Source organism: Streptomyces sp. NPDC045998 (genome assembly GCF_056430285.1).
On sequence record NZ_JBWKLJ010000007.1, the window covers coordinates 47,458 to 70,869 of the forward strand.

Sequence of the window (23,412 nt, forward strand, 5' to 3'; positions counted from 1 at the left end):
CTGCAATGTTGTCATACAACGCCGTTACATGACGCTGTTGTTTCTCAATTCCTGGAGAACACCGCATGCCCCTCCCCTACGAGCGGATCGGCCCCACCCCCGTCCCCGACCAGGCCCGGCAGCACTGGGTCCGGATGCGCGACGGGGTCCGGCTGGCCACGGACGTCTACCTCCCCGAGGCCACGGACGACGCCGGGGCTCCCGCCGTCCTCATCCGCCTCCCCTACGACAAGAACAGCCGCTACGTCTACGCCGACCGGATCGCCGCCCGGTTCACCGCCCGCGGTTACGCGGTCGTCGTCCAGGACGTACGCGGCAAGTTCCGGTCCGACGGCCGGACCCTGCCGTTCCTGCGCGAGTCCGAGGACGGTTACGACACCCTCGACTGGATCGTCCGACAGCCCTGGTCGGACGGGGTCGTGGGCATGTTCGGCGACTCCTACTACGGCTTCACGCAGTGGGCCGCGGTCGCCGCCGAGCACCCGGCGCTGCGCGCCGTCGTGCCCCGGGTCACGACGGTGGACTTCAACGCGACCTCACAGTCCGACCCGTTCGACGGGGCCGCGGTCGGCCGGCCCGTCTGGCTGGAGGGCATCGAGTACTACGCCCACTACTGGGTCGACGACGGCGCGTACGACTTCGAACCGGACCGCTCGCTGCGCCCGGTCATCGAGCAGTACGAGCAGGCGTTCCGGTCGATCGGCGCGCGCTCCGCGTGGTTCGACACGCTCGCGCCCCGCTACACCAACCTGTTCCCGGCCTTCGGACGCCACCCCTTCGACGCGCGGCCCGTGCCGGTGCTGCACTGCGTCGGCTGGTTCGACAACATCGTGATCCCGCACCTGCGCGACTATCTGGAGCTGGCCTCCCGGCCGGGCTGGGACGCCGTGCAGTACCTGTGGGCCGGCGCGGTCGACCACGAGAACTACCACCTCGACCTGGCGCCGGTCGCCGAGGAGGACGACCACGCCGTCAGCGACGCGGCCCTCGCGCGCATGCTGCCGGCCTACGTCGACCCGGCCCTCGACTTCTTCGACGTGTTTCTCAAGGGGGTCCGCCCGGTCTCCTCCCTCTCCAAGGTGGTCTGGGAGCTCGGCCACGCCGGCCGGCGCACGTCCACGGCCTGGCCCCCGGCCGAGTCCGCCGAGCGCGTACTCTGGCTGGGCGACCCCGCCGACGCGGTGGGCCCGCTGCCGGGCGCCCCGCTGATGACGGAGCCCGCCGCCGAGCAGCGGAGCACCCGGTGGCTCCACGACCCCGAGGCGCTCGTACCGTCGCTGGTGCCCAACTCCTTCGCCTTCCTCCAGACGTACCCCGATGTGGCGCCCGTCGCCGCGCGCGAGGACGTCCTCGCCTTCAGCGGACCGGTGCTGTCCGAGCCGCTCGACCTGGCCGGCCCGATCGGCCTGGACCTCCACGTGTCCAGCACCGCCCCGGTGTTCGACCTCTACGCCAAGGTGCTCGACGTCTCCCCCGACGGCCGGGCTCATCTGATCGCGCGCGGACAGGTGTCGGTACGCGGCCCGCTGGCGCCCGACGAGGTGCACATCGACCTGGGCCACACCGGTTATCGCGTACGGCCCGGGCACCGGCTGGCGCTGATCGTGGCGAGCAGCGACTACCCCATGTTCCTGCCGTCCTCGGGGACGGACGAGAACCCGTGGACCACGCTCGCCGCGAAGCCGAGCACGCAGACGCTGCGCACCGGGGGGCCGTCCCCGTCCCGCCTGACCGTCACAGCCCTGCCCCCACGGGCCGACTGACCCCGTTCGTTCACGCCCCCACTGAAGGATTCCCCCGAAGGACCGTCAGAGCCACGCAGTCCCGATCAGGAGCACCTCATGCACGCTCCCAGAACCACCGCCAAAAACACCCCCGGAACCGCCGTCACCCTCGCAGTCGCCCTGTCCGCGCTGGTGACGCTCTCCGCCTGTACGTCGGGCGCCGGCAGCCCCTCCGGCCCGTCGACGAGCGCCCCGAAGCTGACCGCCACCACACCCGCCGCCACCGGCGCACTCGACCAGGTCACCTGGAACCTCCCCATGGGCGAGCCCACCACCCTCGACCCGGCCAAGGCCGGTGACTACTCGCCCAGCACCGTGGTGTCCAACCTCTGCGACCCGCTGCTGAGGCTGAGGGCCGACTACTCCCTCGCGCCGGGCCTCGCCACCTCCTGGAACCGCCCGGACCCGAAGACCCTCGTCCTCAACCTCCGCGAGGGCGTGCGGTTCTGGAACGGCACGCCGATGACCGCGGACGACGTCGTCGCGAGCCTGCTGAGGCAGCGGGACCCCGCCACGCAGAGCGTCAACATCGCCGTCATGGCCGGTGTCACGTCGATCACGGCCACCGGTACCCACCAGGTGACGGTACGTTTCAGAGCGCCGGACCAGCTGTTCCCGAAGTACCTGGCCAACGGCTTCGGGGCGGTCAGCGAGGCCGCCTACCTGCGGAAGGCCGGCTCCTCCTACGGCACCGCCAAGGGCGGCCTGATGTGCACGGGCCCCTTCCGGCTCACGAGCTGGAAGTCCGGGGAGTCCATCACCGCCCTGCGCAACGGCGCCTACTGGGACGCGGCGCTGCGGCCGAAGGCCGAGAAGCTCACCTTCCGGTTCATCACCGACAGCTCCACGCTCACCAGCGCCCTGCTGTCCGGGCAGATCGACGGCAGTTACGAGCTCCCCTCCACCGTCGCCAAGGCGCTGCGCTCCTCGCGTACCGGCACCGTCTACTACGGCCCGTCCGCCCAGACCGTCTTCCTCTACCCGACCGGCACGGCCTCGCCGCTCGCCGACCGCCGCATCGCGGACGCGCTGTCCCTGGTGCTCGACCGCGACGCCCTGATCAGAAACGTCTACGACGGTGCCGCCCAGAAGCCGAAGACCTTCATCCCGTCCCTGGTGTGGAAGAACAGCGAGGCCGCGGACGTCTACACCAAGGCCCATGACGCGCTGCCCGCCCTGCCCGCCGTCGACGAGGCGCGGGCCAGGAAGCTGGTCGAGCAGGCCGCTCCCCGGCAGCGCACCCTCACCGTCGCCATGGGCGCGGGCGACCAGCAGTCCCTCCAGACCCTCACCTTCCTCCAGGCCGCGGCCAAGCGGATCGGTCTGGAGGTCGTCATCAAGCAGCTCCAGCCGACGCAGATGTCGGGCCTGTTCTACGACCCGTCCGCCCGCGAGGGCCTGGACGCCACCATGGTGCTGGGCTACGTCGAGATCCCGGACCCCCTGAGTTACGCGGAGATGCTCACGGCGCCCGAATCCCCGCTGAACTGGACGCGGTACCGCAACGCCGAGGTGACCGCGCTGCTGCGGCAGGCCAAGGCGACGCTCGACCCCGGCCGGTCGGCGGCGCTCTTCACGCGGGCCCAGGCGCTGTACGCCCAGGACCTGCCCCTCGTGCCCCTCGCCTGGCCCCACGAGCGGATGTTCCTCAACAAGCGCCTCAGCGGCGCCCCCGCGTCCTTCGCCTACATCAACATGCCGTGGGCGGCCCACCTGGGCGGCACCGGCGACAGCGGCACCGGCAGCCGCACCGGCGAGGCCGGCTCATGATCTGGCGGTTCGTCGTCCGCCGTGCGGCGATGCTGGCGGTGACCGCGCTCGTCGCCGGACTCGCCCTGCACGGCGCGCTGTTCCTCTCCCCCGGCGACCCCGCCACCCTCCTCATCGGCGGGGGCAAGCCGCCGAGCCCCGAGCTGCTGGCGCGGATCCACCGCGAGTACCACCTCGACGACCCCTTCGTGGAGAGCTACTGGCGCTGGCTGAGCGGCATGCTCCAGGGCGACGCCGGCCAGTCCCTGACGTACAAGGACTCTGTCACCCACCTGATCGCCGACCGCATCGGCAACACCCTGTTCCTGGTGGCGTACGCCGCCGTCCTGATCATCGTGCCCGGTGTGCTGCTGGGCACGCTGGCCGCCCTGCGCGGCGGGTGGGCCGGCACGCTCGTGACCGTGGTGACCACCGCCCTCATGGCGGTTCCCACGTTCGTCATGTCCGTCCTGCTGATCTGGTGGCTCTCGGTGCGGCTGGGCTGGTTCCCGGCATACGGCGCCGGCGCCGGGCTCGGCGGGCGGATCGAGCACCTCACCCTGCCCGCGCTCGCGCTCGCCGCGTCCTGGCTCGCGTACGTCGCCCAGGTGACGCGCTCCGCCGTCCGCGCCGAACTGGTCGCGGAACACGTCCAGACGGCGCGCAGCCGGGGCGTTCCGGAACGCGTCGTCGTGCGCAAGCACGTGCTGCGCAACGCCTCCGGGCCGATCTTCTCGGTGTCGGGGGTGGCCGTCGCGGGCCTGATCGCCGGCTGCGCGATCGTCGAGCAGGCCTTCGGCGTCAACGGCATCGGTGCCCTGCTCATCCAGAGCGCCGCCAAACAGGACTTCGCGGTCGTCCAGGCGCTGGCCCTGATCGCCGTGGTCGTCTTCGTCGCGGTCAACACCCTGGTGGACGTGGTCACCGCCGCCCTGGACCACCGCGTTCCGCTGGGAGGCGACGCATGAGTACGTACCGGCTGGCCGGGCTCACCGGGGGCGAGGGGCGGTTCGACCGCGTCCGCGCCCTGGCCCGGGGCCGCGGTGTCCTGATCGCCGCCGGGTCGGTCGTCGTCCTGGTGGTCCTGGCCGCCGTGTGCGCGCCGCTCCTCGCGCCGTACGACCCCGACGCCGTGGACCCGTTCGCCGTGTATCAGGGTGGCTCGGCCGCCCACTGGCTCGGCACCGACGACACCGGGCGCGACATCCTCTCCCGGCTGCTGTACGGCGCCCGGCCCAGCCTGCTGGCGCCCGCCGTGGTCACGCTGGCGGCGGGGACGGCCGGCACCGCCCTGGCGGTGTCCGCCGCCTGGCTCGGCGGCTGGTACGACCGGCTGGTCTCCGGGCTGCTGGACCTGGTCTTCGGATTCCCGGGGCTGGTCCTCGCCGTCGTCGCGGCCGCCGCCCTCGGCGCGGGCCTGGGCTTGGCGATGGCGACGCTCTCGCTGGCGTACCTGCCGTACATCGCCCGTACCGTGCGCGGCGCGGCGCTGCGCGAGTGCCGCATGCCGTACGTGTCCGCGCTGCGGATGCTCGGCATGTCCGGGTGGCGGATCTGCCTGCGTCACCTCGTGCCCAATCTGCTCCCGCTGGTGCTGGTGCAGTTGACGACCGCCTTCGGGTACGCCCTGCTCGACGTGGCCGCGTTCTCGTTCATCGGCCTGGGCACCCAGCCGCCGACCGCCGAGTGGGGGCTGATGGTCGCCAACGGCTCCACCGGGATCCTCGCCGGGCGGGCCGAGCAGTCGCTCTACGCCGGCCTGGTGATCGTGGTGTTCGTCGTCGCCTGCAACCTGCTCGGCAGCGGCCTGTCCCAACGCCTCCTGGGAGACGACCGATGACCGAGTCCCCCGCCCTCCTCGAACCCGCCCTCCTGGAAGTGGACGGGCTGCACATCACCCTGCCGGTCAAGGGCGGCCGTCGTGGCACGGTGATCCACCGGGTCGACCTCACCGTGCCCGCCGGGTCCGCCGTGGGGCTGGTCGGCGAGTCGGGTTCCGGCAAGTCCCTCACCGCGCGTGCGGTGCTGCGGCTGCTGCCGCCGGGCGCCCGTACGGGCGGGGACATCCGCTTCGACGGCGTGTCCGTCCCGGCCATGGGCCCGGCGGCGCTGCGGGCGCTGCGCGGCAGGGACGTCGCCATGGTGTTCCAGGACCCGCGCGCCCACATCAATCCGGTGCGTACGGTCGGCGACTTCCTCACCGAGGGGCTGGTCACCACGCGGGGCGTACGTCCCCGGGCCGCCGAGGCGACCGTCACGGAGCTGCTGCGCGCGGTGGGCGTCGCCGACGCGCCGCGCCGGCTGCGGCAGCGCCCGTCGGAGCTGTCCGGCGGTCTGCTGCAGCGGGTGATGATCGCCGCCGCGCTGGCGGGCGAACCGCGGCTGCTGCTCGCCGACGAGCCGACGACCGCTCTCGATGTGACCACGCAGGCGGAGGTCATGGCCATCATCGAGGAGGCCCGCGCCGAGCGGGGCCTCGCGATGCTGTTCATCACCCACGACCTGGCCCTCGCCTCCGCCGTCTGCGACCGCATCGCGGTCATGTACGCGGGCACGGTGGTGGAGGAGCTGCCGGCCGAGCGCCTCCACACCCGGGCGAGTCACCCCTACACGCGGGCGCTGCTGGCCTCCCGCCCCGCACCGGGGGCGGGCGCGCAGCCGCTGAAGGCCATCGCGGGCCGGCCGCTGTCGGCGTTCGAGGCGGGGCCGGGATGCGCCTTCGCGCCGCGCTGCCCCGACGTACGGGAGGTGTGCCGGACCGAGCGCCCGCCGCTGCGGCCCGCGGGAGACGGCAGCGCCGCCTGCCACTTCCCGATCCTCCCGGACCAGCCGCACGCCGTGCCGTGCGCCGACGACAGGAGCACCGGCCGTGTCTGAGCCCTCCCCCGCCTCCACCGAACCCCCCGCCCTGGAGGCGACCGGACTGCGCAAGGTGTACGGGGACTTCGTCGCCGTCGACGACGTCGGCCTGACCGTCCCGCCCGCCGGCGCCCTCGCCGTCGTCGGCGAGTCCGGGTCGGGCAAGACGACCACCGCCCGCATGATCGCCGGGCTGGAGACGCCGACCGCCGGGACCATCCGGCTGGGCGGCCTCGGCCGGCCCGGCCCCCGGGCGCGGACGGCCGAGCGCAGGCGCTTCGCCCGGGAGATCCAGATGGTGTTCCAGGACCCGTACGCCTCGCTCGACCGGCACCAGCGGGTCCGCGACTGCGTCGGGGAGGTCCTCGCGCTCCACACCGGGCTGCGCGGCTCCGCCCTGGACCGGAAGGTGGCCGAACAGCTGCGGGAGGTCGGCCTCGACGAGCGCCAGGCGGGCTCCCTGCCCCGCGCGCTCTCGGGCGGGCAGCGCCAGCGCGTGGCCCTCGCACGGGCGCTGGCGGTACGGCCCCGCGTGCTCGTCCTCGACGAGGCGGTCGCGGCGCTGGACGTCTCCGTGCAGGCGCAGATCCTCACGCTGCTGCGCGACATCCGCGAACGGACGCGGGTGGCCTACCTGTTCATCACCCATGACCTCGGTGTCGTGCGGCACGTCTGCGACGACGTCGTGGTGATGCGCCGGGGCCGCGTCGTCGAACGGGGCCCGGCCGCCTCCGTCCTGTCCGACCCCCGGCACCCCTACACCCGTCATCTGCTCGACGCCGTGCCCCGGCCCGGCTGGAAGCCCACCCGCCGCACCGAACCCACTGGAGCATCCTCATGACGTCCGCCCCTTCCCTCACCTTCGTCTTCGAGATCCGCGCGGAGATCGCCGAGCACCTGCACATCGGCCACGGCGACGGCGAGCGCACCGAGTTCACGCCCATCACCGGCGGCAGCGTCCACGGGCCCCGCCTCACCGGAACCGTCCTGCCGGGTGGCGGCGACTGGTCCAGCACCCGGGGCGAGATCTTCCAGCTGGAGGCCCGCTACCTCATCCGCGCCGACGACGGCGCCGTCATCGACATCGTCAACCGCGGCTACTACCACGAGGGCGGCACGAGCCCGGAGCAGTACGACGGCGCGCTCATGGTCGCCCGGGCCGGCACGTACTTCCGTACCGCCCCGGTCTTCCGCACCGACGCGCCCGCGCACCGCTGGCTCGCCGAGACGGTCTTCGTGGGTCTCGCCCGCGAGGAGGACGGCCACATCGTCATCCGCTGCTACAGCGTCGACTGACCATCCGGCCGGCCCTCGGTGACGCGCAGGAGCAGCTCGTGGAGCGCGCGGCGCTGCTCCTCGTCGAGGGGGGCGAGGAGCCGCTCGGTGACGTGCGCCGCGTCGCGGTCGCTGTCCCGCAGCAGCTTCCGGCCCTCCTCCGTGAGGACGACGATCCGGTTGCGGCGGTCGCCCGGGTCCGGGCGCCGCTCGGTGAGGCCGAGGAGCTGGAGGTCGTCCACGAGGCCGACGATGGCGCTGGGGTCGTAGCCGAGCCGGCTGCTCAGTTCGCGCTGGCGGGCGCCCTCGACGGTGGCGAGGTAGCGCAGCAGCGCGTAGTGGCGCAGGCGGAGTCCGTGCTGTTCGAGGGCGCTGTTGAAGAGGCTGCCGGAGCGCAGGCCGAGCCGGTAGAGGAGGTAGCCGGTGTCGGCGTGCAGCGCGCGCATCCAGGGGGCGCCGGTGATGTCGTCGCTGATCGGGGGGCTCCTTCGGCAGCCGTGGTGACGCGGGGCCACGGGGATGTGGATCACGCTCACGATCCCATAGACGGGTCATCACAACAACCATTGACGACAACAATGATTGCTCTTAGCTTCTTTTCAGCGCGCTCCTCGGCGCGCTTCCGTTCGACGAGACGAGGTGGGCGATGTCCGTGGATCTGACGGGAAAGGTGGCCGTGGTCACCGGCAGTGGACGCGGCCTGGGGTACGCGTACGCCGCCGCGCTGGCCCGGGCGGGCGCCGCGGTCGTGGTGAACGACGTGGACGCCGACGCGGCCGAGCGGGCCGTGAAGTCCCTCACCGAGGCCGGCGGCCGCGCGGTCGCGGAAGCCGTGGCGGTGGGGACCGCGGAGGCGGCGGACCGCCTGGTCGGCCGGGCCGTCGAGGAGTTCGGCCGGCTGGACGTGATGGTCACCAACGCGGGCATCCTGCGCGACCGGGTGCTGTGGAAGATGACGGACGACGACTTCGACGCCGTGGTCACCACGCATCTGCGCGGCACCTTCACCTGCGCCCGTGCCGCGGCCGTACGGATGCGGGAGCAGGGCGAGGGCGGCAGCCTCGTCCTGGTCGGCTCCCCCGCGGGCCAGCGCGGCAACTTCGGGCAGACCAACTACGCGGCGGCCAAAGCGGGCATCGCCGCGATGGCGCGGACCTGGTCCATGGAGCTGGCCCGGTCGGCCATCACCGTCAACGCCGTCGTGCCGGTCGCCGCCACCGCGATGACCGAGACCATCCCCGCCTTCGCCCCGTACGTCGACGCCCTGAAGCAGGGCCGGCCGCTGCCGGACTTCCTGCGCAAGGGCGAGGGCTTCGGCACCGCCGACGACTGCGCCGCGCTGGTGCCCTTCCTCGCCTCCGACGCCGCACGCGGGGTCACCGGGCAGTGCGTCGGCATCGGCGGCGACCGGCTCGCCCTGTGGTCGCACCCGCAGGAGACGGCGGTGGCGTACGCGGACGGCGGCTGGACACCGGAAGCCATCGCGGCGGCGTGGGACACGTCGGTGGGGCGCGAACCGCAGAGCGTCGGCATCCCCGCGCCCCGGATCCCGGAGGCGTAGGTCCATGTCCTCCGCCGGGCAGACGGCCCGTATCGACGTCGGCGCCCTGACCGCCATCGACGTCCACACCCACGCCGAGGTCTCCAAGGACGGCCACGGCGCGCTCAGCCCCGAGCTGTTCGCGGCGTCGGAGGCGTACTTCAAGGCCCACGGCCACCGGCAGCCCACCATCGACGAGATGGCCGCCCACTACCGGGAGCGGAACATGGCGGCGGTGGTCTTCACCGTCGACGCCGAACACGCCACCGGCCATTCCCGCATCTCCAACGAGGAGATCGCCGCAAGCTGCGCGGCGCACGCGGACGTGCTCGTTCCCTTCGCGAGCGTCGACCCCTGGAAGGGCCGGGCGGGCGTCCGCGAGGCCAGGCGGCTGGTGGAGGAGCACGGCGTACGGGGGTTCAAGTTCCACCCCAGCCTCCAGGGGTTCTTCCCGAACGACCGGATGGCCTACCCGCTGTACGAGGTCATCGAGGAGACCGGCGCCATCGCTCTGTTCCACACCGGACAGACCGGCATCGGCGCGTCCGTCCCGGGCGGCGGCGGCATCCGGCTGAAGTACTCCAACCCGCTGCACGTCGACGACGTCGCCGCCGACTTCCCGGCCCTGAAGATCATCCTGGCGCATCCGTCGTTCCCCTGGCAGGACGAGGCCCTGGCCGTCGCCACGCACAAGCCGGGCGTCCACATCGACCTGTCCGGCTGGTCGCCGAAGTACTTCCCGGACTCGCTGGTGCGGTACGCCAACTCCCTGCTCCAGGACAAGGTCCTCTTCGGCTCCGACTATCCCGTCCTCACCCCCGACCGGTGGCTCGCCGACTTCGGCAAGCTGCCGATCAAGGACGAGGTGAGGCCGAAGATCCTCAAGGAGAACGCCGCCCGGCTGCTCGGCCTGACCTGAACCCCGCGACCAAGGAGCGGCCCATGCGCAACGAGGGACTGGGGTCCTGGCCCGCACGGAGGGCCCGCAAGACCCCCGACCGCCCGGCGCTCGTCCAGACCCGGGGCACCCAGGGTGACATCACCCTCACCTACGCCCGATTGCACGAGCGCACCACCCGCCTCGCCCACGCCCTGCGCGCGCGGGGCGTCCGGCGCGGCGACCGCGTCGCCTACCTCGGCCCCAACCACCACACCTTCCTGGAGACGCTGTTCGCTGCCGGCGTCCTCGGCGGCGTCTTCGTGCCGCTCAACACCCGGCTGGCCGCCGCCGAGATCGACTACCAGCTGCACGACAGCGGCGCCCGCGTCCTGGTGTACGCGCCCGGCCACCAGGACGTCGTCGACGGCCTGGCCACCGCCCGGCCGAACACCCTCCTGCCCCTCGGCCCGGACTACGAGTCCCGGCTCGCCGCGTCGTCGACCGACCCCATCGACGAGACGGTCACCGGCGACGACCTGTGCCTGATCATGTACACCTCGGGCACGACGGGGAGGCCCAAAGGGGCCATGCTCACCCACGCCAACCTCACCTGGAACGCCGTCAACGTCCTCATCGACCAGGACCTGCGCGCCGACGAGCGCGCCCTGGTGGCCGCGCCGCTCTTCCACGCGGCCGGGCTGAGCATGCTCACCCTGCCCGTGCTGCTCAAGGGCGGCGCCTGCGTCCTCACCGACGGCTTCGACCCGGCACGGGCCCTGGAGACCATCGCCCGGCACCGCGTCACGTTCATGTTCGGCGTGCCGACGATGTTCGACCTGATGAGCCGCCAGCCCGCCTGGGAGACGGCGGACCTGTCCTCCCTGCGTCTGCTGAACTGCGGCGGCGCACCCGTACCCGTACCGCTCATCCGCGCGTACGAGCGGCGCGGGCTGGTCTTCCAGCAGGGCTACGGCATGACCGAGGCGGCGCCCGGCGTGCTGTTCCTGGACGCGGAACACGCCGTCCCCAAAGCCGGGTCGGCGGGGGTCCCGCACTTCTTCAGCGACGTACGGGTGGTGCGGCCCGACATGAGCGAGGCGGACGTCGGCGAGGTGGGGGAGGTCGTCGTGCGCGGGCCCCACGTCAGCCCCGGCTACTGGGGGCTGCCCGAGGAGACCGCCGCCACCTTCGCCGGCGGCTGGCTGCACAGCGGTGACGCCGCCCGGGTGGACGCCGACGGCCACGTCACCATCGCCGACCGCATCAAGGACATGTACATCTCCGGCGGCGAGAACGTCTACCCCGCCGAAGTGGAAAGCGCCCTGCTGGCCCACCCCGACATCGTCGAGTGCGCCGTCATCGGCGTACCCGACGGCCGGTGGGGCGAGGTGGGCCTCGCGGTGGTCGTCCCCCGGGACGGCGCCCGGCTCGACCCCGAGCGGGTGCGGGCGTTCCTGGCGCCCTCCCTGGCCAAGTACAAGATCCCGAAAGCGGTGGTGGCCGTCCGCGAACTGCCCCGCAACGCCTCGGGAAAGCTCCTCAAACACCAGCTCCGTACGCGCTACGCAAGCGACGGAAGCCACGCAAGCCCCGGACCCCGGAAGGACACGCAGCGATGACCGTCACCGTCAACGGCCTGGACGAACTGAAGGCCCTGGCCGGCAGCGACCTCGGAAGCAGCGACTGGATCGAGGTCACCCAGGAACGCGTCGACACCTTCGCCGACGCGACCGGCGACCACCAGTGGATCCACGTCGACCCCGAGCGCGCCAAGGAAGGCCCCTTCGGCGCCCCCATCGCCCACGGCTATCTCACGCTCTCCCTCTTCATCCCCCTGTTCACCGGCCTCCTCGACGTCCAGGGCGTCACCACCAAGGTCAACTACGGCCTCGACAAGGTGCGTTTCCCCGCTCCCGTCACCGTCGGTTCCCGCCTCCGGCTCGCCGCCCGCCTCGCCGACGTCACCGACGTACCCGGCGGGGTGCAGATCACCGTGGACGGCACGCTCGAGATCGACGGCGGCGCCAAGCCGGCCGCCGTGCTGCGGAGCCTCTCCCGCTTCTACGCCTGAGGCTCTTGCTACGCTGCGGATCGCGTCCCGCGGGGGAAGTCCGGTGAGAGTCCGGCGCTGACCCGCAACGGTAAACGTGAGCGCCCTCGTTGAGCGGGGCGGTCGCGTGAGCCCGATCACCCGGGGGACGGCTCGGCTTCCCGACCACTCGCCGTGGACTGCGAGAGGGGATGCGCGCGGACCCCGCCCCCACCGGCGGAGTGCGGGCCTTTCCTCGTACGCGTACGGACACGGCGCCCGACGCGTGAGGACCAACCACCCTTGACCACGGTGACGACCGCCACCCCGGCCGTGCAGGCGGCCGGACCCGCTCCCCCGCGCCGGATCCCCCTGCTGCCCCTGACCGTCGTACTCGGCGCCGTCCTGCTGTGCTCCCTGGTGTGCGGGGTGGGGCTGGGGGCGTCGGGTCTGACGTGGGGGCAGGTGGCGCACTTCCTGCGGGCCGGGCTGACCGGCTCCACGATCCGGCCCGACGAGGTCTCCGCGTACACCATCGTGTGGGAGATCCGGCTCCCGCGGACCGTGCTGGCGGCGGTCGTCGGGGCCGGGCTCGCGGTGACCGGCGTCGCCGTGCAGGCCATGGTGCGCAACGCGCTGGCCGACCCGTTCGTCCTGGGCATCTCCTCCGGCGCGGCGGTCGGCGCCAACGCCGTCATCCTGCTCGGCGCGCTGTCCGCGCTGGGCGTGTGGGCGCTGTCGGTCTCGGCGTTCGCCTCGGCGCTCGTCGCGATGGTCCTCGTCTACGCGGCCGCGCGCACCGCGCACGGGCTGACGCCGCTGCGGCTGGTGCTGACCGGCAGCGCGATGAGCTACGGCTTCTCGGCGGTCACCACCCTCATGGTGTTCAACGCGGAGCGCGGCGAGGCGGCCCGGTCGGTGATGATGTGGCTGCTGGGCAGCCTCGGCGGCGCGACCTGGGGGTCGCTGCCGTTCGCCGCCGCGGCCGTGCTCGGCGGCACCGCGTACCTCGCCGTCTCGGCACGGCGGCTCGACGCGCTGGCCATGGGCGACGAGACGGCGGCCACCCTGGGCGTGCACCCGGGGCGGCTGCGCCGGGAGCTGTTCGTGGTCACGGCCGCCGTCACCGGAGCGGTGGTGGCCGTCAGCGGGGCCATCGGGTTCGTCGGCCTGATGGTGCCCCACCTCGTACGGATGGTGGTGGGCGCCGGGCACCGGCGGGTACTGGCGGTGGCGCCGCTGGTGGGCGCGGTGCTGCTGGTGTGGGTGGACGTCCTCGCGCGTCTTTTGCTCGCCCCGGCCGAGCTGCCGGTGGGCGTGATCACCGCGGTGGTGGGCGTGCCGTGCTTCCTGCTGCTGATGCGCGGCCGTCGCGGCTACGCCTTCGGGGGCCGCTGATGCGTCTCGACATCGAGGGCCTGTCCGTCACGGTCGCGGGCGCCCGGCTCGTCCACGACATCACGCTCACCGCGGCCGAGGGCCAGGTCGTGGGCCTGGTCGGGCCGAACGGCAGCGGCAAGTCGACCCTGCTGCGCTGTGTGTACCGGGCGCTGCGCCCGGCGGCCGGGCGGGTCCTGCTGGCCGGCGACGACCTGCACGCCCTGGGCGCGCGGGAGGGCGCCCGCCGGCTGGCGGCGCTGCCGCAGGAGTCGTCGGCGGAGTTCGACTTCACCGTCGCGGAGGTCGTCGCGATGGGCCGGCTGCCGCACCAGCGGCGCGGCGCCGGCGGCCCCTCCGACGAGCGCGCCGTCTGCGCGGACGCGCTCGCCCGGGTCGGCGCCGCGCACCTCGCGGAGCGCGGCTTCCTCTCCCTCTCCGGCGGCGAGCGGCAGCGCGTCCTGATCGCCCGGGCGCTCGCCCAGCAGCCGCGGGTGCTCGTCCTCGACGAGCCGACCAACCACCTGGACATCGCCCACCAGTTGGACGTCCTCGCGCTGGTGCGCCAGGCCGGTCCGACGGTGCTGGCCGCGCTGCACGACCTGAACCTCGCGGCCCTCCACTGCGACGTGCTGTACGTGATCGCGCGGGGCCGCATCGTCGCCTCGGGCGCCCCGCACGACGTCCTCACCCCCGAGCTGCTGGCCGATGTGTTCGGCGTCAGCGCCCACCCCGTACGGCACCCCCGGACCGGTGCCGTACAGCTCCTCTTCGACCGTCTCCACGACCAGGGACAGGAACACCGCCCGTGACGCACATGACGCACTCCCGCCCGGCCGCCGCCACGGCCGCCGCCCTCGCCCTGCTCCTCACCCTCTCCGGGTGCGGCGCCGAGGTGTCGTCGTCCTCCGCCGCCCGGGACGACGGCCGCTCCACCGCCGTCACCCTCGAGAACTGCGGACGGAAGGTGACCTTCGCCAAGCGGCCCGAACGGGTGGTCACCAACGACGTCGGCATCACCGAGATCATGTTCGCGCTCGGTCTGGAGGACCGCATGGCCGGTTTCGTGATGCCGGACGACAAGGGCGACGTGTCCGGCATCCCGTGGAAGTCCGGCTACGACAAGGCGAAGTGGCTGTCCAAGAACGAGATCACCAAGGAGCTCGTCCTCGACGCCCGCGCCGACATGGTCTTCGCCGGCTGGAACTACGGCTTCGGCGAGGACAAGGGCCTCACCCCCGACACCCTGCGCGGCCTGGGCATCGATTCGTACGTCCTCACCGAGTCCTGCCGCAACGGCCGCGGCAAGGCCCGGGGCATCATGCCGCCGCTCGAAGCGCTGTACACCGACCTGACCAACCTCGGGAAGCTCTTCGGCGTCGAGGACCGGGCGGCGCGGCTGATCGCGGACTTCCGCGCGCAGGTCGCCGACGTACGGGCCAAGGCCCCGAAGGGCGCCGACCGGCCCACGGTGTTCCTCTACGACAGCGGCCAGGACAAGCCCTTCACCTCGGGCCGCTTCGCCGCGCCGCACGACATCATCACGCTGGCCGGCGGCGACCACGTCTTGGCGGACCTCGACGACTCCTGGACGGCGGTCGGCTGGGAGAGCGTCGTGGAGCGGAACCCCGACGTCATCGTCGTCAACGACTACGGGGACACCACCGCCGAGCAGAAGAAGGCGTTCCTGCTGTCCTACCCGCCGCTGGCGCAGGTGTCCGCGGTGAAGCACCGGCGGATCTTCACACTGGACTACGCCGACCTGGTGGAAAGCCCGCGCAACCCGGCCGCCATCGCCGCACTCGCCGCCTACCTGCGGACGGTGCCGCCACGCGGCTGAGCGCGCCCCCTGGGTGCGCCCGGCGCACCTCCGGGCAACCCCATCGGGTAATGGAAGGCGTACCTCCCTCCCGGCAAGATCACGAGCGCATCCCCGCCCACCGTCTTCCGAGTGAAGGAGAGCCGCTGTGCCCTTGTCCGCGCAGTACGTCACCCAGGAGCTTGAGGCCGCGAGCAAGGCCGGAGACCCCGAGGCCGACGCCCTCGTCTCCGACCTGATCGACAAGCAGGAGATCGACGGGGTCAACGCCCTGTTCCGCACGATCGGCACCATCAGGCCCGGCCAGGACAACCCTCACCTGCCCCCGCGGCTGGCCGAGTTCCTGGACAAGGCCGCGGTCGAGCCGCCGGGCTGGAGCCCGGCGGACGTCAAGGCCGCGCAGAAGTTCTTCAGCCGCCACAAGGGCGAGGTGTCCATGCTGCAGGGCACCGTGGGCCTGATCGGCACCTACCTCTCCCCGACCGGCGCCTTCACGCTGCGCTCCACCGGCCGCCTCGGCGGCGTCGAAGGCCCGGGCCGGCGCCTGTCGCAGTCCTCGCGCCTGTTCATCGACATGGACGAACCGGACGCGATGACCAGCGGGAAGCTCGCCGCGAACGTCACCAAGGTCCGCCTGGTCCACGCCTCCGTGCGCCAGCTGCACAAGAAGAGCGGAAAGTGGGACTACGCCACCCACGGCGAGCCGGTCTCGCAGAAGTACACCACCGGCGCGGCCTGCGTCTTCAGCGTGCAGGTCCTGCAGGCCATGCGGAACCTCGGCATCGACGTCTCCAAGGACGACGCCCACGGCTTCGTGTGCGCCTGGCACTACGTCAACCACTACCTCGGCACCCCCGAGAAGTGGCTCCTGCCCAAGGACGCCGACGAGGTCGACCGCCTGTGGACCAAAGAACGCGACAACGAGTGGAAGAAGACCGACGACGGCGTCTACATGACGGCTCAGGCCGTCAAGTACTACAAGAAGTTCCTGCCCGGCCCGTCCCACGACGCCTTCATCGCCATGGTCCGTACCGCCCTCACCGACAAGTACGCCGACATGGCCGGCCTCCCCAAGGGCGTCCTGGACCTCGCCGCCAAGCCGATCGCCACCGGCCACGGCCTGGCCGGCAAGGTGGGCGGGGGCCTGTTCGGCGGCGCCGCCGAGAAGGCGACGGGCGTCAACCCGTACAAGGACATCCTCGGCATCGCCTCCGGCGCCTACCGGGAGATGATGCGCTACGCCGTGACCCACGACCAGGACGACCAGCCGCAGATGCACCAGGAGCTGGACGACAACCGCTGAGCACCCGGGCTCCCCTGGCGATGTCAGTGGCACCCCTTACAGTCCAGGTGACGCAAACGCGTGAACGAAAAGGACGTACGAGGGGTGGACATCATGGGGCCGATGAGACGCATACGCGCGGCCACTTCCGTAGGGGTGGCCGCCGTCGCGCTCACCGCCACGGCCGGGTGCGGGACGCAGGTCGCGCGGGACACCGCCAAGGTGGTGGAGCAGGCGGACACGATCGCCGCGGCGCTGGCCCGGGCCACGGACCGCACGCAGAAGCTCGGTTCGGCCGAGGTCGTCTTCAAGACCGACCCGGGCACCGGGCCCATCACGATGACGGGCACCTACTCGTGGGGCAAGGGCGCCGCGTACGACGTCATGATGGACACGGCGGCGGCCAACATGCAGGAGGTCCAGGACGACCCCCAGCTGCGCGCACTGCTGGTCGACGGGGCCTACTACTACCACGTCGACCCGCAGCCCAACGGCCCGCTCAGGGGCAAGCATTGGATGCGTATCGACGTCGCCGCCGTCCTCGGTGAGGACGGCGCGCGCGCCGTCGAGAAGAACGCCGACCCGACGGCCGGATTGCGCTACATCGGCCTGTCGAAGGACACCGAGGACCTCGGCGAGCAGACGATCCGCGGGAAGAAGACCCAGCACTATCGCGCGACGATCGACGTCGACGACATGGCGAACAAGGGGGTCTTCTCCCCGGAGGAGAAGAAGAGCCTGATGAACTCCGCGACCGGGCCGGTCGACACCATCACCGTCGACGTCTGGGTGGACGACGCGGACCTGCCGGTCCGGCTCGTCCAGGAGGTCGGAAACCTCAAGGTCGAGGCGGACTTCCTGAAGTTCGGCGCCACCAAGGCGGTGACCGCTCCCCCGGCCTCCGACACGGCCGACCTGAGTGACGAAGTGCGCGAGAACCAGCCTCAGGGCTGACGCCGTCGGCGTGGAGCGGCCCGCACGCGGGTGGGCCGCTCAGGCTCCTGACAGCTCCTCGCCCGGAATCGACTCATACGCCTCGCGCAGGGTGTTCAGGAGCGGGTGCTCGACGGCCAGGGGGATGTCGTCGATGGCCGACAGGGCGCGTACGCCGATGAAGGCGTTGGTGGCGAACGCGGCCCGCGCCGCCTTCGCCTGGGCGACGGTGACCGGGGCGACCCGGTGGTCGACGTGCTGCCGGAGCAGGGCCATGGTGACGCCGGGCAGCGCGGGGGCCTCCGGCCACACCACGCCGTCGTCGGTGATGAAGCCGACGTTCCAGGTGCCGCCCTCGGACACCCGGCCGTCCGCCCCGAAGAACAGGGCGTCGTCGAAACCCTGCCGGCGCGCGGCCCTGCGGGCGTACAGGGTGCCGAAGAGCCCGGTGTGCTTGACCTCGGGCAGGTCGCGCTCGTACGGCACGGTCTTGGCGCGCAGCGGCGGCGGGGTCACCGCCCCGGCGGGGCGCAGCGTGACGAGCACGCGGGGGTGGTCGGCGTCCTCGGGGCGGGCCACGTCGACGGTGGGGTCGTAGACGGTGACGCGCACGACGCAAGGCCCCTCCGACCCGTCCGGCCCGCCGAGGGCCTCCCGGACGTGCGCCCGGACGCGCTGGGTGTCCAGCTCCACGCCGAACACGGTCTCGCAGTCCCGTACGAGGCGCTCCATGTGCAGGGACAGACCTCGGATGCGGCGGTCGGCGCCGACGCGCATGGTGGTGAAGTGACCGAGGTTGGTCAGCGCGAGGGGCAGCAGATCGTCGGGGGTCACGGGCTGTCCGTCGAGTGTGGCCATGCCGCCCAGCATGTCAGGACGGCCCGGCGGTGGGGTTCGCGAGAGGGCTACTGTGGCGCGGTGATGACTCAGGTGATCGTTCTCAACGGTGGTTCGAGCTCGGGCAAGTCCGGCATCATCCGGTGTCTCCAGGCGGTCCTGCCGCAGCCATGGCTGGCGCTCGGGACGGACACGCTGGTGGACGCCATGCCGGCGTCCCTGCGGACGTCCGAGGACGGCATCGAGTTCAGCCCGGACGGAGAGGTGATCGTCGGCCCGGAGTTCCGGACGCTGGAAGCGGCGTGGATCGAGGGCGTCGCGGCGATGGCCCGCGCGGGAGCCCGGGTCATCGTCGACGAGGTCTTCCTCGGCGGCACCTCCTCACAGGAGCGCTGGCGGAAGGCCCTGGACGGACTGGACGTGCTGTGGGTCGGCGTCAAGTGCGACGCCGCGGTGGCGGCCGGCCGCGAGATCGCCCGGGGCGACCGGGTCGTCGGGATGGCCCAGGCCCAGGCGGAGCTGGTCCACCGGGGTGTGGCCTACGACCTGGAGGTGGACACCACGCACGCGGAGGCGCTGGAGTGCGCGCGCACCATCGCCGCGCGGGTGCGGTGATCGGCGGCCCGGGTGGCCGGCGGCGCCGAGGGCCCGCACCGGCCAGGCCCGCCCCAGCTGGATGATCGCGAACGCCGGACCGGGGCGTCCTGTCGATGACGCGCTGGCCTAGCCCGTGCTGCGCCGGAAATTTCCGGTTGATGCCGCGATGCGATGGTGACCGGCCGCGATGGGGGTACGCGGGGGTGGCAGACGGAACGTTTTCCTTCGATCAGGAGGATCCATGAGCGACTTCGAAGGGCCGGGCCGCGACCAGGGCACACCTGGAGCGGTGGCGCGAACGGCGCAGAGCAAGGCGGTGGAGGGCGCCGGGATGGTGGGTGACAAGGCCGCCGAGGTGGCCGGCACCGCCAGGGAGCAGGCCGCGGGGGTGGCTCAGGAGGCTACGCACCAGGCTCGTGACCTGGTGGGGAACCTGCGGGAGCAACTCCAGGGACAGGCTCAGGAGCAGACCCGGCGGCTGGCGGAGAATGTGCGTCGGCTGTCGGACGAGCTGCGCGAGATGAGCGAGAACGGCAAGCCGGACTCCGGCGTCGCGGGCATGGTGCGGCAGGTGGCTGACGGTGGGAACCAGGTCGCCTCCCGCCTGGAGCGGCGTGGACCCGATGGCCTCGTCAGTGACCTGCAGGACTTCGCGCGGCGTCGCCCGGGTGTCTTCCTGGCGGGGGCGGCTCTGGCCGGCTTCGTCGTGGCGCGCGCCGGCAAGGGCGTCAGCGCCGCCGGCTCGAACGGATCCGGCAGCGGTGGAGGCGGCGCCCGGGCCCAGCAGCCCCGGCCCGCGGGACGCGCGGGTCTGGAGGCGTCATCCGGCGCGGCACCGGTCGCCCCGTCCGGTATGCCCGCAGCTCCGCCTCCGCCTCCCGTACCGCCCACTCCCCCTGTCGGCACCTCCACCACTTCACCGGTGCCGCCACCTCCAGCCCCCGCGACACCCACGGCACCGCCCACCCAGCCCCCGGCCTCGGGCGAAGGGGGCCGGCTGTGACAGCACGGGTGTCGGAGTACGACAGGGTCCGGACGCGGCCGCCCTCCACGCCGCCCGCGAGGGCCGAGGACACGTCGATCGGCGATCTGATCGGTGACATCAGCGCGGACCTGTCGCAGTTGGTACGCGACGAGATCGAACTGGCCAAAGCGGAGATCAAGGAGGAGTCGGCCAAGGCGGGCAAGGCCATGGGCATGCTCGGCGGGGCCGGGTATGCCGGTCATCTGGTGTTGCTGCTGGGCAGCTTCACCGTGATCTTCGCTCTGGCCAACGTCATGGACATCGCCTGGGCGGCCCTCATCGTCACGGCCGTGTGGGCCGTGGTCGGCGCGGTGCTGTACTCCACCGGCCGCAAGCGCCTGCGCACGGTCAACCTCAAGCCCGAACAGACCGTGGAATCGCTGAAGGAGGATGCCCGATGGGCGCGACACCCGAGGAGCTGAGGAGCGACGTGGAATACCGGCGCGCCCACTTGGCCCGCAATGTCGACCTGCTGGCGAACAAGGTGACCCCGGGACGAGTGGCGCGGCGAAAGGCCGGCGCGGCACGTCACCGGCTGACCGGAGTGAAGGAGCGCGTGATGGGGAGCACCCGAGACGCCGTCGGCGGCATGAGGCAATCCGCACAGGGCATGGCCGACACGGCAGGACACACCGCCGGCAGCGTGGCCCAGACGGCCCAGGACGCCACGAGCCAGGTCGGTGACGCGCTGCAGCAGGCGCCGGAGCGGGCCAAACAGCAGACACAGGGGAGTCCGCTGGCGGCCGGGCTGATCGCTTTCGGTGCCGGGATGCTCACCGCCGCGCTGCTGCCGACCACGGAGGCCGAGGAACGCGCCGGACAGCAGCTGCGCGAGCACTCGGACGAGCTGATCGAGCCGGTGAAGCAGCAAGCCGCCCAAGCCGTACAGCAGGTGAAGGAAGAGCTGCGCGAACCGGCCGCCGAGGCGGTCGAGTCGGTCAAATCCACAGCTCAGGAAGCGGTGGACACCACAAAGGAGCAAACCCGGTCCGCCGGCCAGGAGACCGCCCAAGGCCTCCGCCGGACGGGCCAGGACACCGTCGCCGAGGTACGCGACCGGACACAACGCTGACCGGGGACCGACGCCGACGACCACTGCGCCCCCGGGCGCGCGCCGGGACCGCGCGCGCTCGGGGCTGCTCGTCGACGTATGCCGGGCGGGGACAGGGGTGGCCATCCGTGTCGCGCGAGCACGGGCTTACCCCACGGACAAGGAGACCTGATGGCTTCGGCGGCCGCGGTGAGGTCACCGTCGGTCGACTCTCCATCCGTGAGATTGATGACGATCGGCGGGAAGCCGGCCGGATAGCGCTCGGTCCAGCCGGCGACGAGAGTCTCGGCATACTGAAGGGCGCGGTTCGGAGTTCCGCCGTGGGCGACCGGGTCCATCCACAGGGGGAAGTGACCGCGGTCTCGACCAGACCACCTGCGCCGTCGGGCACCTTCTCGCTTCGCTCGTCGACCCGGTAATGCATCCCTCCGTGTCAGAAGCTACCGACCCACTCGGCGAACGCCGCGTACGCCCGTTCGTCGAAGAGGACGAAGCGGACCTCCTCCACCGCCGTCTGCGTCGACCGCACCGTTTCCACCGCGATGCGCGCCGCGTCGTCCATCGGCCAGCGGTAGACGCCGGTCGAGATGGCGGGGAACGCGACGGTGCGCGCGCCCAGTTCGTCGGCCACGCGGAGGGACTCGCGGTAGCAGGAGGCCAGGAGAGGGGAGCGGTCCTCCTCCGTCGAGTGGACCGGGCCCACCGTGTGGATCACCCAGCGGGCGTGGAGGCGGCCGGCGGTGGTGGCGACGGCGTGGCCGGTGGCGAGGCCGCGGCCGTAGTGGGAGGCGCGGAGGCGGCGGCACTCGGCGAGGATCTCGGGGCCGCCCTTGCGGTGGATCGCGCCGTCGACGCCGCCGCCGCCGAGGAGGGAGGAGTTGGCGGCGTTGACCAGGGCCTCGGCATGCTGCTCGGTGAGGTCTCCGTGGACCAGGGTGATCCTCACGACCGGGCCTTTCGCAGATGGCGCCAGACCGCCTTCGCGGCGTTGTGGCCCGACATGCCGTGGACGCCCGGGCCCGGCGGGGTCGCGGACGAGCAGAGGAACACCGCGGGGTGCGGCGTGTTGTACGGGAAGAGGGAGAGGCGCGGGCGCAGCAGGAGCTGGAGGCCGCTGGCGGCGCCGCAGGCGATGTCGCCGCCGACGTAGTTGGCGTTGCGGGCGGCGAGTTCGGGCGGGCCGGCGGTGGCGCGGGCGAGGACGAGGTCGCGGAAGCCGGGGGCGAAGCGCTCGATCTGGCGCTCGACGGCGTCGGTGAGGTCGCCGCGCCAGGCGTGCGGGACATGGCCGTACGCCCAGAAGACGTGCTTGCCCTCGGGCGCGCGGGAGGGGTCCACGAGGCTGGGCTGGGCGGTGATCAGGAACGGCGTGCGGGGCGCCGTGCCGCCGGCGGCCTGGGTGAGCGCGGTGCCGATCTCCCGGCTGCTGGGGCCGACTTGGACGGTGCCGGCGCGGCGGGGCGCCTCCGCGGTCCAGGGGACGGGGCCGTCCAGAGCGTAGTCGATCTTGAAGACGGAGGCGCCGTAGCGGTAGTGGTCGTAGAACCGGCCCAGACCGGCGATACGCGCCAGGGCCGTCGGGGAGGTGTCGAAGACGTACGCGCGGGCCGGCGGCAGGTCGTCGAGGCGCTTGACCTCGTAACCGGTGTGGACCGTACCGCCGAGGTCCTGTACGTACGCGGACAGAGCGTCGGAGATGGACTGCGAGCCGCCGCGCGGCAGCGGCCAGCCGCCCGCGTGCGCGGCGAGTGCGAAGACGAGACCGATCGCGCTGGTGGCGAGCCCGTTCAGCGGGGCGATGACATGGGCGACGAGCCCGGCGAACAGCGCCCGGGCCCGGTCGTCGCGGAAGCGGCGCATCAGCCAGGTGGACGGCGGCAGGCCGTCGACGCCGAACCGGGCGAGGGTGACCGGGTCGCGCGGGAGCGCGGTGAGCGGCAGGGACATGAAGTCGCGGGCGAGGGTGTCCCACTTGCCGATGTACGGCGCGACGAGCCGCCGGTACGTGCCCGCGTCCCGCGGCCCGAACGAGGCCGCCGTCTCCGAGACGGACCGGGACAGCACGGCCGCCGTCCCGTCGTCGAAGGGGTGCGCCATGGGCAGTTCGGCGTGCAGCCACTCCAGGCCGTACCGGTCGAGCGGCAGGGCCTGGAACGCCGGTGAGCCGACGCCCAGCGGGTGGACGGCGGAGCACGGGTCGTGCCGGAAGCCGGGCAGCGTGAGCTCCTCGGTCCTGGCACCGCCGCCGACGGTGTCGAGGGCCTCGAACACGGCCACGGAGAACCCGCGCCGGGCCAGCTCGGCGGCGGCGGTCAGCCCGTTGGGCCCCGCCCCCACGACGACGGCATCCAGCATCGACGGCACCTTTCGGACTCC

The 23,412-nt window shown here is 72.5% G+C and carries 24 protein-coding genes and 1 pseudogene; 21 read left to right on the forward strand and 4 right to left on the reverse strand.

The window, feature by feature from the left end; genetic code table 11:
• The first annotated feature begins 65 nt into the window (after nt 1-65).
• The 8 genes and pseudogenes from AC07FJ_RS21145 to AC07FJ_RS21180 all read left to right on the forward strand — a co-directional run bounded on the left by AC07FJ_RS21145 (nt 66) and on the right by AC07FJ_RS21180 (nt 7,688).
• Complete coding sequence (locus AC07FJ_RS21145; protein WP_479050901.1) at nt 66-1,763, forward strand: CocE/NonD family hydrolase; 1,698 nt, start codon at nt 66-68, stop codon at nt 1,761-1,763.
• 78 nt (nt 1,764-1,841) lie between these two features.
• On the forward strand, nt 1,842-3,554 hold the full coding sequence (locus AC07FJ_RS21150; RefSeq protein WP_479050902.1) for an ABC transporter substrate-binding protein: 1,713 nt from the start codon (nt 1,842-1,844) through the stop codon (nt 3,552-3,554).
• Nucleotides 3,551-4,501, forward strand: coding sequence for an ABC transporter permease (locus AC07FJ_RS21155; protein WP_479050903.1), 951 nt, complete (start codon nt 3,551-3,553; stop codon nt 4,499-4,501). The genes AC07FJ_RS21150 and AC07FJ_RS21155 overlap by 4 nt, the downstream gene beginning before the upstream one ends.
• On the forward strand, nt 4,498-5,373 hold the full coding sequence (locus AC07FJ_RS21160) for an ABC transporter permease (protein ID WP_479050904.1): 876 nt from the start codon (nt 4,498-4,500) through the stop codon (nt 5,371-5,373). The genes AC07FJ_RS21155 and AC07FJ_RS21160 overlap by 4 nt, the downstream gene beginning before the upstream one ends.
• Nucleotides 5,370-6,410 (forward strand): ABC transporter ATP-binding protein, encoded by a 1,041-nt coding sequence (locus AC07FJ_RS21165; protein WP_479050905.1) that lies wholly within the window; start codon nt 5,370-5,372, stop codon nt 6,408-6,410. The genes AC07FJ_RS21160 and AC07FJ_RS21165 overlap by 4 nt, the downstream gene beginning before the upstream one ends.
• Nucleotides 6,411-6,528: 118 nt before the next feature.
• Nucleotides 6,529-6,888: pseudogene (locus AC07FJ_RS21170) on the forward strand (ATP-binding cassette domain-containing protein); the annotation flags it as partial.
• Nucleotides 6,889-7,083: 195 nt separating this feature from the next.
• Nucleotides 7,084-7,233, forward strand: a complete 150-nt coding sequence (locus tag AC07FJ_RS21175) for an ABC transporter ATP-binding protein (RefSeq protein ID WP_479051239.1) — start codon at nt 7,084-7,086, stop codon at nt 7,231-7,233.
• Nucleotides 7,230-7,688 (forward strand): DUF3237 domain-containing protein, encoded by a 459-nt coding sequence (locus AC07FJ_RS21180; RefSeq protein ID WP_361416019.1) that lies wholly within the window; start codon nt 7,230-7,232, stop codon nt 7,686-7,688. The genes AC07FJ_RS21175 and AC07FJ_RS21180 overlap by 4 nt, the downstream gene beginning before the upstream one ends.
• Here AC07FJ_RS21180 and AC07FJ_RS21185 read toward each other — a convergent pair.
• Entirely contained in the window at nt 7,673-8,113 is a 441-nt protein-coding gene (locus AC07FJ_RS21185) for a MarR family winged helix-turn-helix transcriptional regulator (protein WP_479051240.1), read from the reverse strand. The genes AC07FJ_RS21180 and AC07FJ_RS21185 overlap by 16 nt on opposite strands.
• 200 nt (nt 8,114-8,313) lie before the next feature.
• Between AC07FJ_RS21185 and AC07FJ_RS21190 the strand changes: the two genes are divergently transcribed.
• The 9 genes from AC07FJ_RS21190 to AC07FJ_RS21230 all read left to right on the forward strand — a co-directional run bounded on the left by AC07FJ_RS21190 (nt 8,314) and on the right by AC07FJ_RS21230 (nt 17,548).
• Entirely contained in the window at nt 8,314-9,228 is a 915-nt protein-coding gene (locus tag AC07FJ_RS21190) for an SDR family NAD(P)-dependent oxidoreductase (RefSeq protein ID WP_479050906.1), read from the forward strand.
• A gap of 4 nt (nt 9,229-9,232) precedes the next feature.
• Nucleotides 9,233-10,126, forward strand: coding sequence for an amidohydrolase family protein (locus tag AC07FJ_RS21195; protein ID WP_479050907.1), 894 nt, complete (start codon nt 9,233-9,235; stop codon nt 10,124-10,126).
• Nucleotides 10,127-10,149: 23 nt separating this feature from the next.
• Nucleotides 10,150-11,706 carry an acyl-CoA synthetase gene (locus AC07FJ_RS21200; protein WP_479050908.1) on the forward strand — a complete coding sequence of 519 codons (1,557 nt, stop codon included), beginning with the start codon at nt 10,150-10,152 and terminating at the stop codon, nt 11,704-11,706.
• Nucleotides 11,703-12,158: a MaoC family dehydratase gene (locus AC07FJ_RS21205; RefSeq protein ID WP_479050909.1), complete on the forward strand. Its 456-nt coding sequence runs from the start codon at nt 11,703-11,705 to the stop codon at nt 12,156-12,158. Before AC07FJ_RS21200 ends, AC07FJ_RS21205 begins: the two co-directional genes overlap by 4 nt.
• Before the next feature lie 261 nt (nt 12,159-12,419).
• A complete protein-coding gene (locus tag AC07FJ_RS21210) occupies nt 12,420-13,514 on the forward strand; it encodes a FecCD family ABC transporter permease (RefSeq protein WP_479050910.1) in 1,095 nt (364 codons plus the stop codon).
• Entirely contained in the window at nt 13,514-14,305 is a 792-nt protein-coding gene (locus tag AC07FJ_RS21215) for an ABC transporter ATP-binding protein (RefSeq protein WP_479050911.1), read from the forward strand. Before AC07FJ_RS21210 ends, AC07FJ_RS21215 begins: the two co-directional genes overlap by 1 nt.
• Nucleotides 14,306-14,310: 5 nt before the next feature.
• Entirely contained in the window at nt 14,311-15,333 is a 1,023-nt protein-coding gene (locus AC07FJ_RS21220) for an ABC transporter substrate-binding protein (RefSeq protein WP_479051241.1), read from the forward strand.
• A 127-nt stretch (nt 15,334-15,460) separates the two neighbouring features.
• A complete protein-coding gene (locus AC07FJ_RS21225; protein ID WP_479050912.1) occupies nt 15,461-16,615 on the forward strand; it encodes an oxygenase MpaB family protein in 1,155 nt (384 codons plus the stop codon).
• A gap of 102 nt (nt 16,616-16,717) precedes the next feature.
• Nucleotides 16,718-17,548, forward strand: coding sequence for an SCO4651 family lipoprotein (locus AC07FJ_RS21230; protein ID WP_479050913.1), 831 nt, complete (start codon nt 16,718-16,720; stop codon nt 17,546-17,548).
• Between the two features lie 39 nt (nt 17,549-17,587).
• On the opposite strand, the gene AC07FJ_RS21235 is transcribed toward AC07FJ_RS21230, so the two are convergent.
• On the reverse strand, nt 17,588-18,385 hold the full coding sequence (locus tag AC07FJ_RS21235; protein WP_479050914.1) for an aminotransferase class IV: 798 nt from the start codon (nt 18,383-18,385) through the stop codon (nt 17,588-17,590).
• Between the two features lie 63 nt (nt 18,386-18,448).
• On the opposite strand from AC07FJ_RS21235, the gene cpt reads away from it, so the two are divergent.
• The 4 genes from cpt (at nt 18,449) to AC07FJ_RS21255 (ending at nt 21,057) form a co-directional block, all read left to right on the forward strand.
• Complete coding sequence (cpt, locus tag AC07FJ_RS21240; protein WP_479051242.1) at nt 18,449-18,979, forward strand: chloramphenicol phosphotransferase CPT; 531 nt, start codon at nt 18,449-18,451, stop codon at nt 18,977-18,979.
• A gap of 223 nt (nt 18,980-19,202) precedes the next feature.
• Nucleotides 19,203-19,964 carry a hypothetical protein gene (locus AC07FJ_RS21245; protein WP_479050915.1) on the forward strand — a complete coding sequence of 254 codons (762 nt, stop codon included), beginning with the start codon at nt 19,203-19,205 and terminating at the stop codon, nt 19,962-19,964.
• Nucleotides 19,961-20,407 carry a phage holin family protein gene (locus AC07FJ_RS21250; RefSeq protein WP_479050916.1) on the forward strand — a complete coding sequence of 149 codons (447 nt, stop codon included), beginning with the start codon at nt 19,961-19,963 and terminating at the stop codon, nt 20,405-20,407. Before AC07FJ_RS21245 ends, AC07FJ_RS21250 begins: the two co-directional genes overlap by 4 nt.
• A complete protein-coding gene (locus tag AC07FJ_RS21255) occupies nt 20,383-21,057 on the forward strand; it encodes a DUF3618 domain-containing protein (RefSeq protein WP_479050917.1) in 675 nt (224 codons plus the stop codon). Before AC07FJ_RS21250 ends, AC07FJ_RS21255 begins: the two co-directional genes overlap by 25 nt.
• Before the next feature lie 412 nt (nt 21,058-21,469).
• Here the strand turns inward: AC07FJ_RS21255 and AC07FJ_RS21260 are convergent, their stop codons facing one another.
• Both AC07FJ_RS21260 and AC07FJ_RS21265 read right to left on the reverse strand, forming a co-directional pair.
• The gene (locus tag AC07FJ_RS21260) at nt 21,470-21,982 is read right to left on the reverse strand and encodes an O-acetyl-ADP-ribose deacetylase (protein WP_479050918.1); all 513 of its coding nucleotides are present in this window, start codon (nt 21,980-21,982) and stop codon (nt 21,470-21,472) included.
• Nucleotides 21,979-23,400, reverse strand: coding sequence for a phytoene desaturase family protein (locus tag AC07FJ_RS21265; RefSeq protein ID WP_479050919.1), 1,422 nt, complete (start codon nt 23,398-23,400; stop codon nt 21,979-21,981). Before AC07FJ_RS21265 ends, AC07FJ_RS21260 begins: the two co-directional genes overlap by 4 nt.
• Nucleotides 23,401-23,412 lie beyond the last annotated feature (12 nt).

What these genes read in the sequence shown, in the direction of transcription:
- AC07FJ_RS21145 (WP_479050901.1), top strand. Translation starts at nt 66, where the DNA reads ATGCCCCTCCCCTACGAGCGGATCGGCCCCACCCCCGTCCCCGACCAG.
- AC07FJ_RS21150 (WP_479050902.1), top strand. Translation starts at nt 1,842, where the DNA reads ATGCACGCTCCCAGAACCACCGCCAAAAACACCCCCGGAACCGCCGTC.
- AC07FJ_RS21155 (WP_479050903.1), top strand. Translation starts at nt 3,551, where the DNA reads ATGATCTGGCGGTTCGTCGTCCGCCGTGCGGCGATGCTGGCGGTGACC.
- AC07FJ_RS21160 (WP_479050904.1), top strand. Translation starts at nt 4,498, where the DNA reads ATGAGTACGTACCGGCTGGCCGGGCTCACCGGGGGCGAGGGGCGGTTC.
- AC07FJ_RS21165 (WP_479050905.1), top strand. Translation starts at nt 5,370, where the DNA reads ATGACCGAGTCCCCCGCCCTCCTCGAACCCGCCCTCCTGGAAGTGGAC.
- AC07FJ_RS21175 (WP_479051239.1), top strand. Translation starts at nt 7,084, where the DNA reads ATGCGCCGGGGCCGCGTCGTCGAACGGGGCCCGGCCGCCTCCGTCCTG.
- AC07FJ_RS21180 (WP_361416019.1), top strand. Translation starts at nt 7,230, where the DNA reads ATGACGTCCGCCCCTTCCCTCACCTTCGTCTTCGAGATCCGCGCGGAG.
- AC07FJ_RS21185 (WP_479051240.1), bottom strand. Translation starts at nt 8,113, where the DNA reads ATGCGCGCGCTGCACGCCGACACCGGCTACCTCCTCTACCGGCTCGGC.
- AC07FJ_RS21190 (WP_479050906.1), top strand. Translation starts at nt 8,314, where the DNA reads ATGTCCGTGGATCTGACGGGAAAGGTGGCCGTGGTCACCGGCAGTGGA.
- AC07FJ_RS21195 (WP_479050907.1), top strand. Translation starts at nt 9,233, where the DNA reads ATGTCCTCCGCCGGGCAGACGGCCCGTATCGACGTCGGCGCCCTGACC.
- AC07FJ_RS21200 (WP_479050908.1), top strand. Translation starts at nt 10,150, where the DNA reads ATGCGCAACGAGGGACTGGGGTCCTGGCCCGCACGGAGGGCCCGCAAG.
- AC07FJ_RS21205 (WP_479050909.1), top strand. Translation starts at nt 11,703, where the DNA reads ATGACCGTCACCGTCAACGGCCTGGACGAACTGAAGGCCCTGGCCGGC.
- AC07FJ_RS21215 (WP_479050911.1), top strand. Translation starts at nt 13,514, where the DNA reads ATGCGTCTCGACATCGAGGGCCTGTCCGTCACGGTCGCGGGCGCCCGG.
- AC07FJ_RS21220 (WP_479051241.1), top strand. Translation starts at nt 14,311, where the DNA reads ATGACGCACTCCCGCCCGGCCGCCGCCACGGCCGCCGCCCTCGCCCTG.
- AC07FJ_RS21230 (WP_479050913.1), top strand. Translation starts at nt 16,718, where the DNA reads ATGAGACGCATACGCGCGGCCACTTCCGTAGGGGTGGCCGCCGTCGCG.
- AC07FJ_RS21235 (WP_479050914.1), bottom strand. Translation starts at nt 18,385, where the DNA reads ATGGCCACACTCGACGGACAGCCCGTGACCCCCGACGATCTGCTGCCC.
- cpt (WP_479051242.1), top strand. Translation starts at nt 18,449, where the DNA reads ATGACTCAGGTGATCGTTCTCAACGGTGGTTCGAGCTCGGGCAAGTCC.
- AC07FJ_RS21245 (WP_479050915.1), top strand. Translation starts at nt 19,203, where the DNA reads ATGAGCGACTTCGAAGGGCCGGGCCGCGACCAGGGCACACCTGGAGCG.
- AC07FJ_RS21255 (WP_479050917.1), top strand. Translation starts at nt 20,383, where the DNA reads ATGGGCGCGACACCCGAGGAGCTGAGGAGCGACGTGGAATACCGGCGC.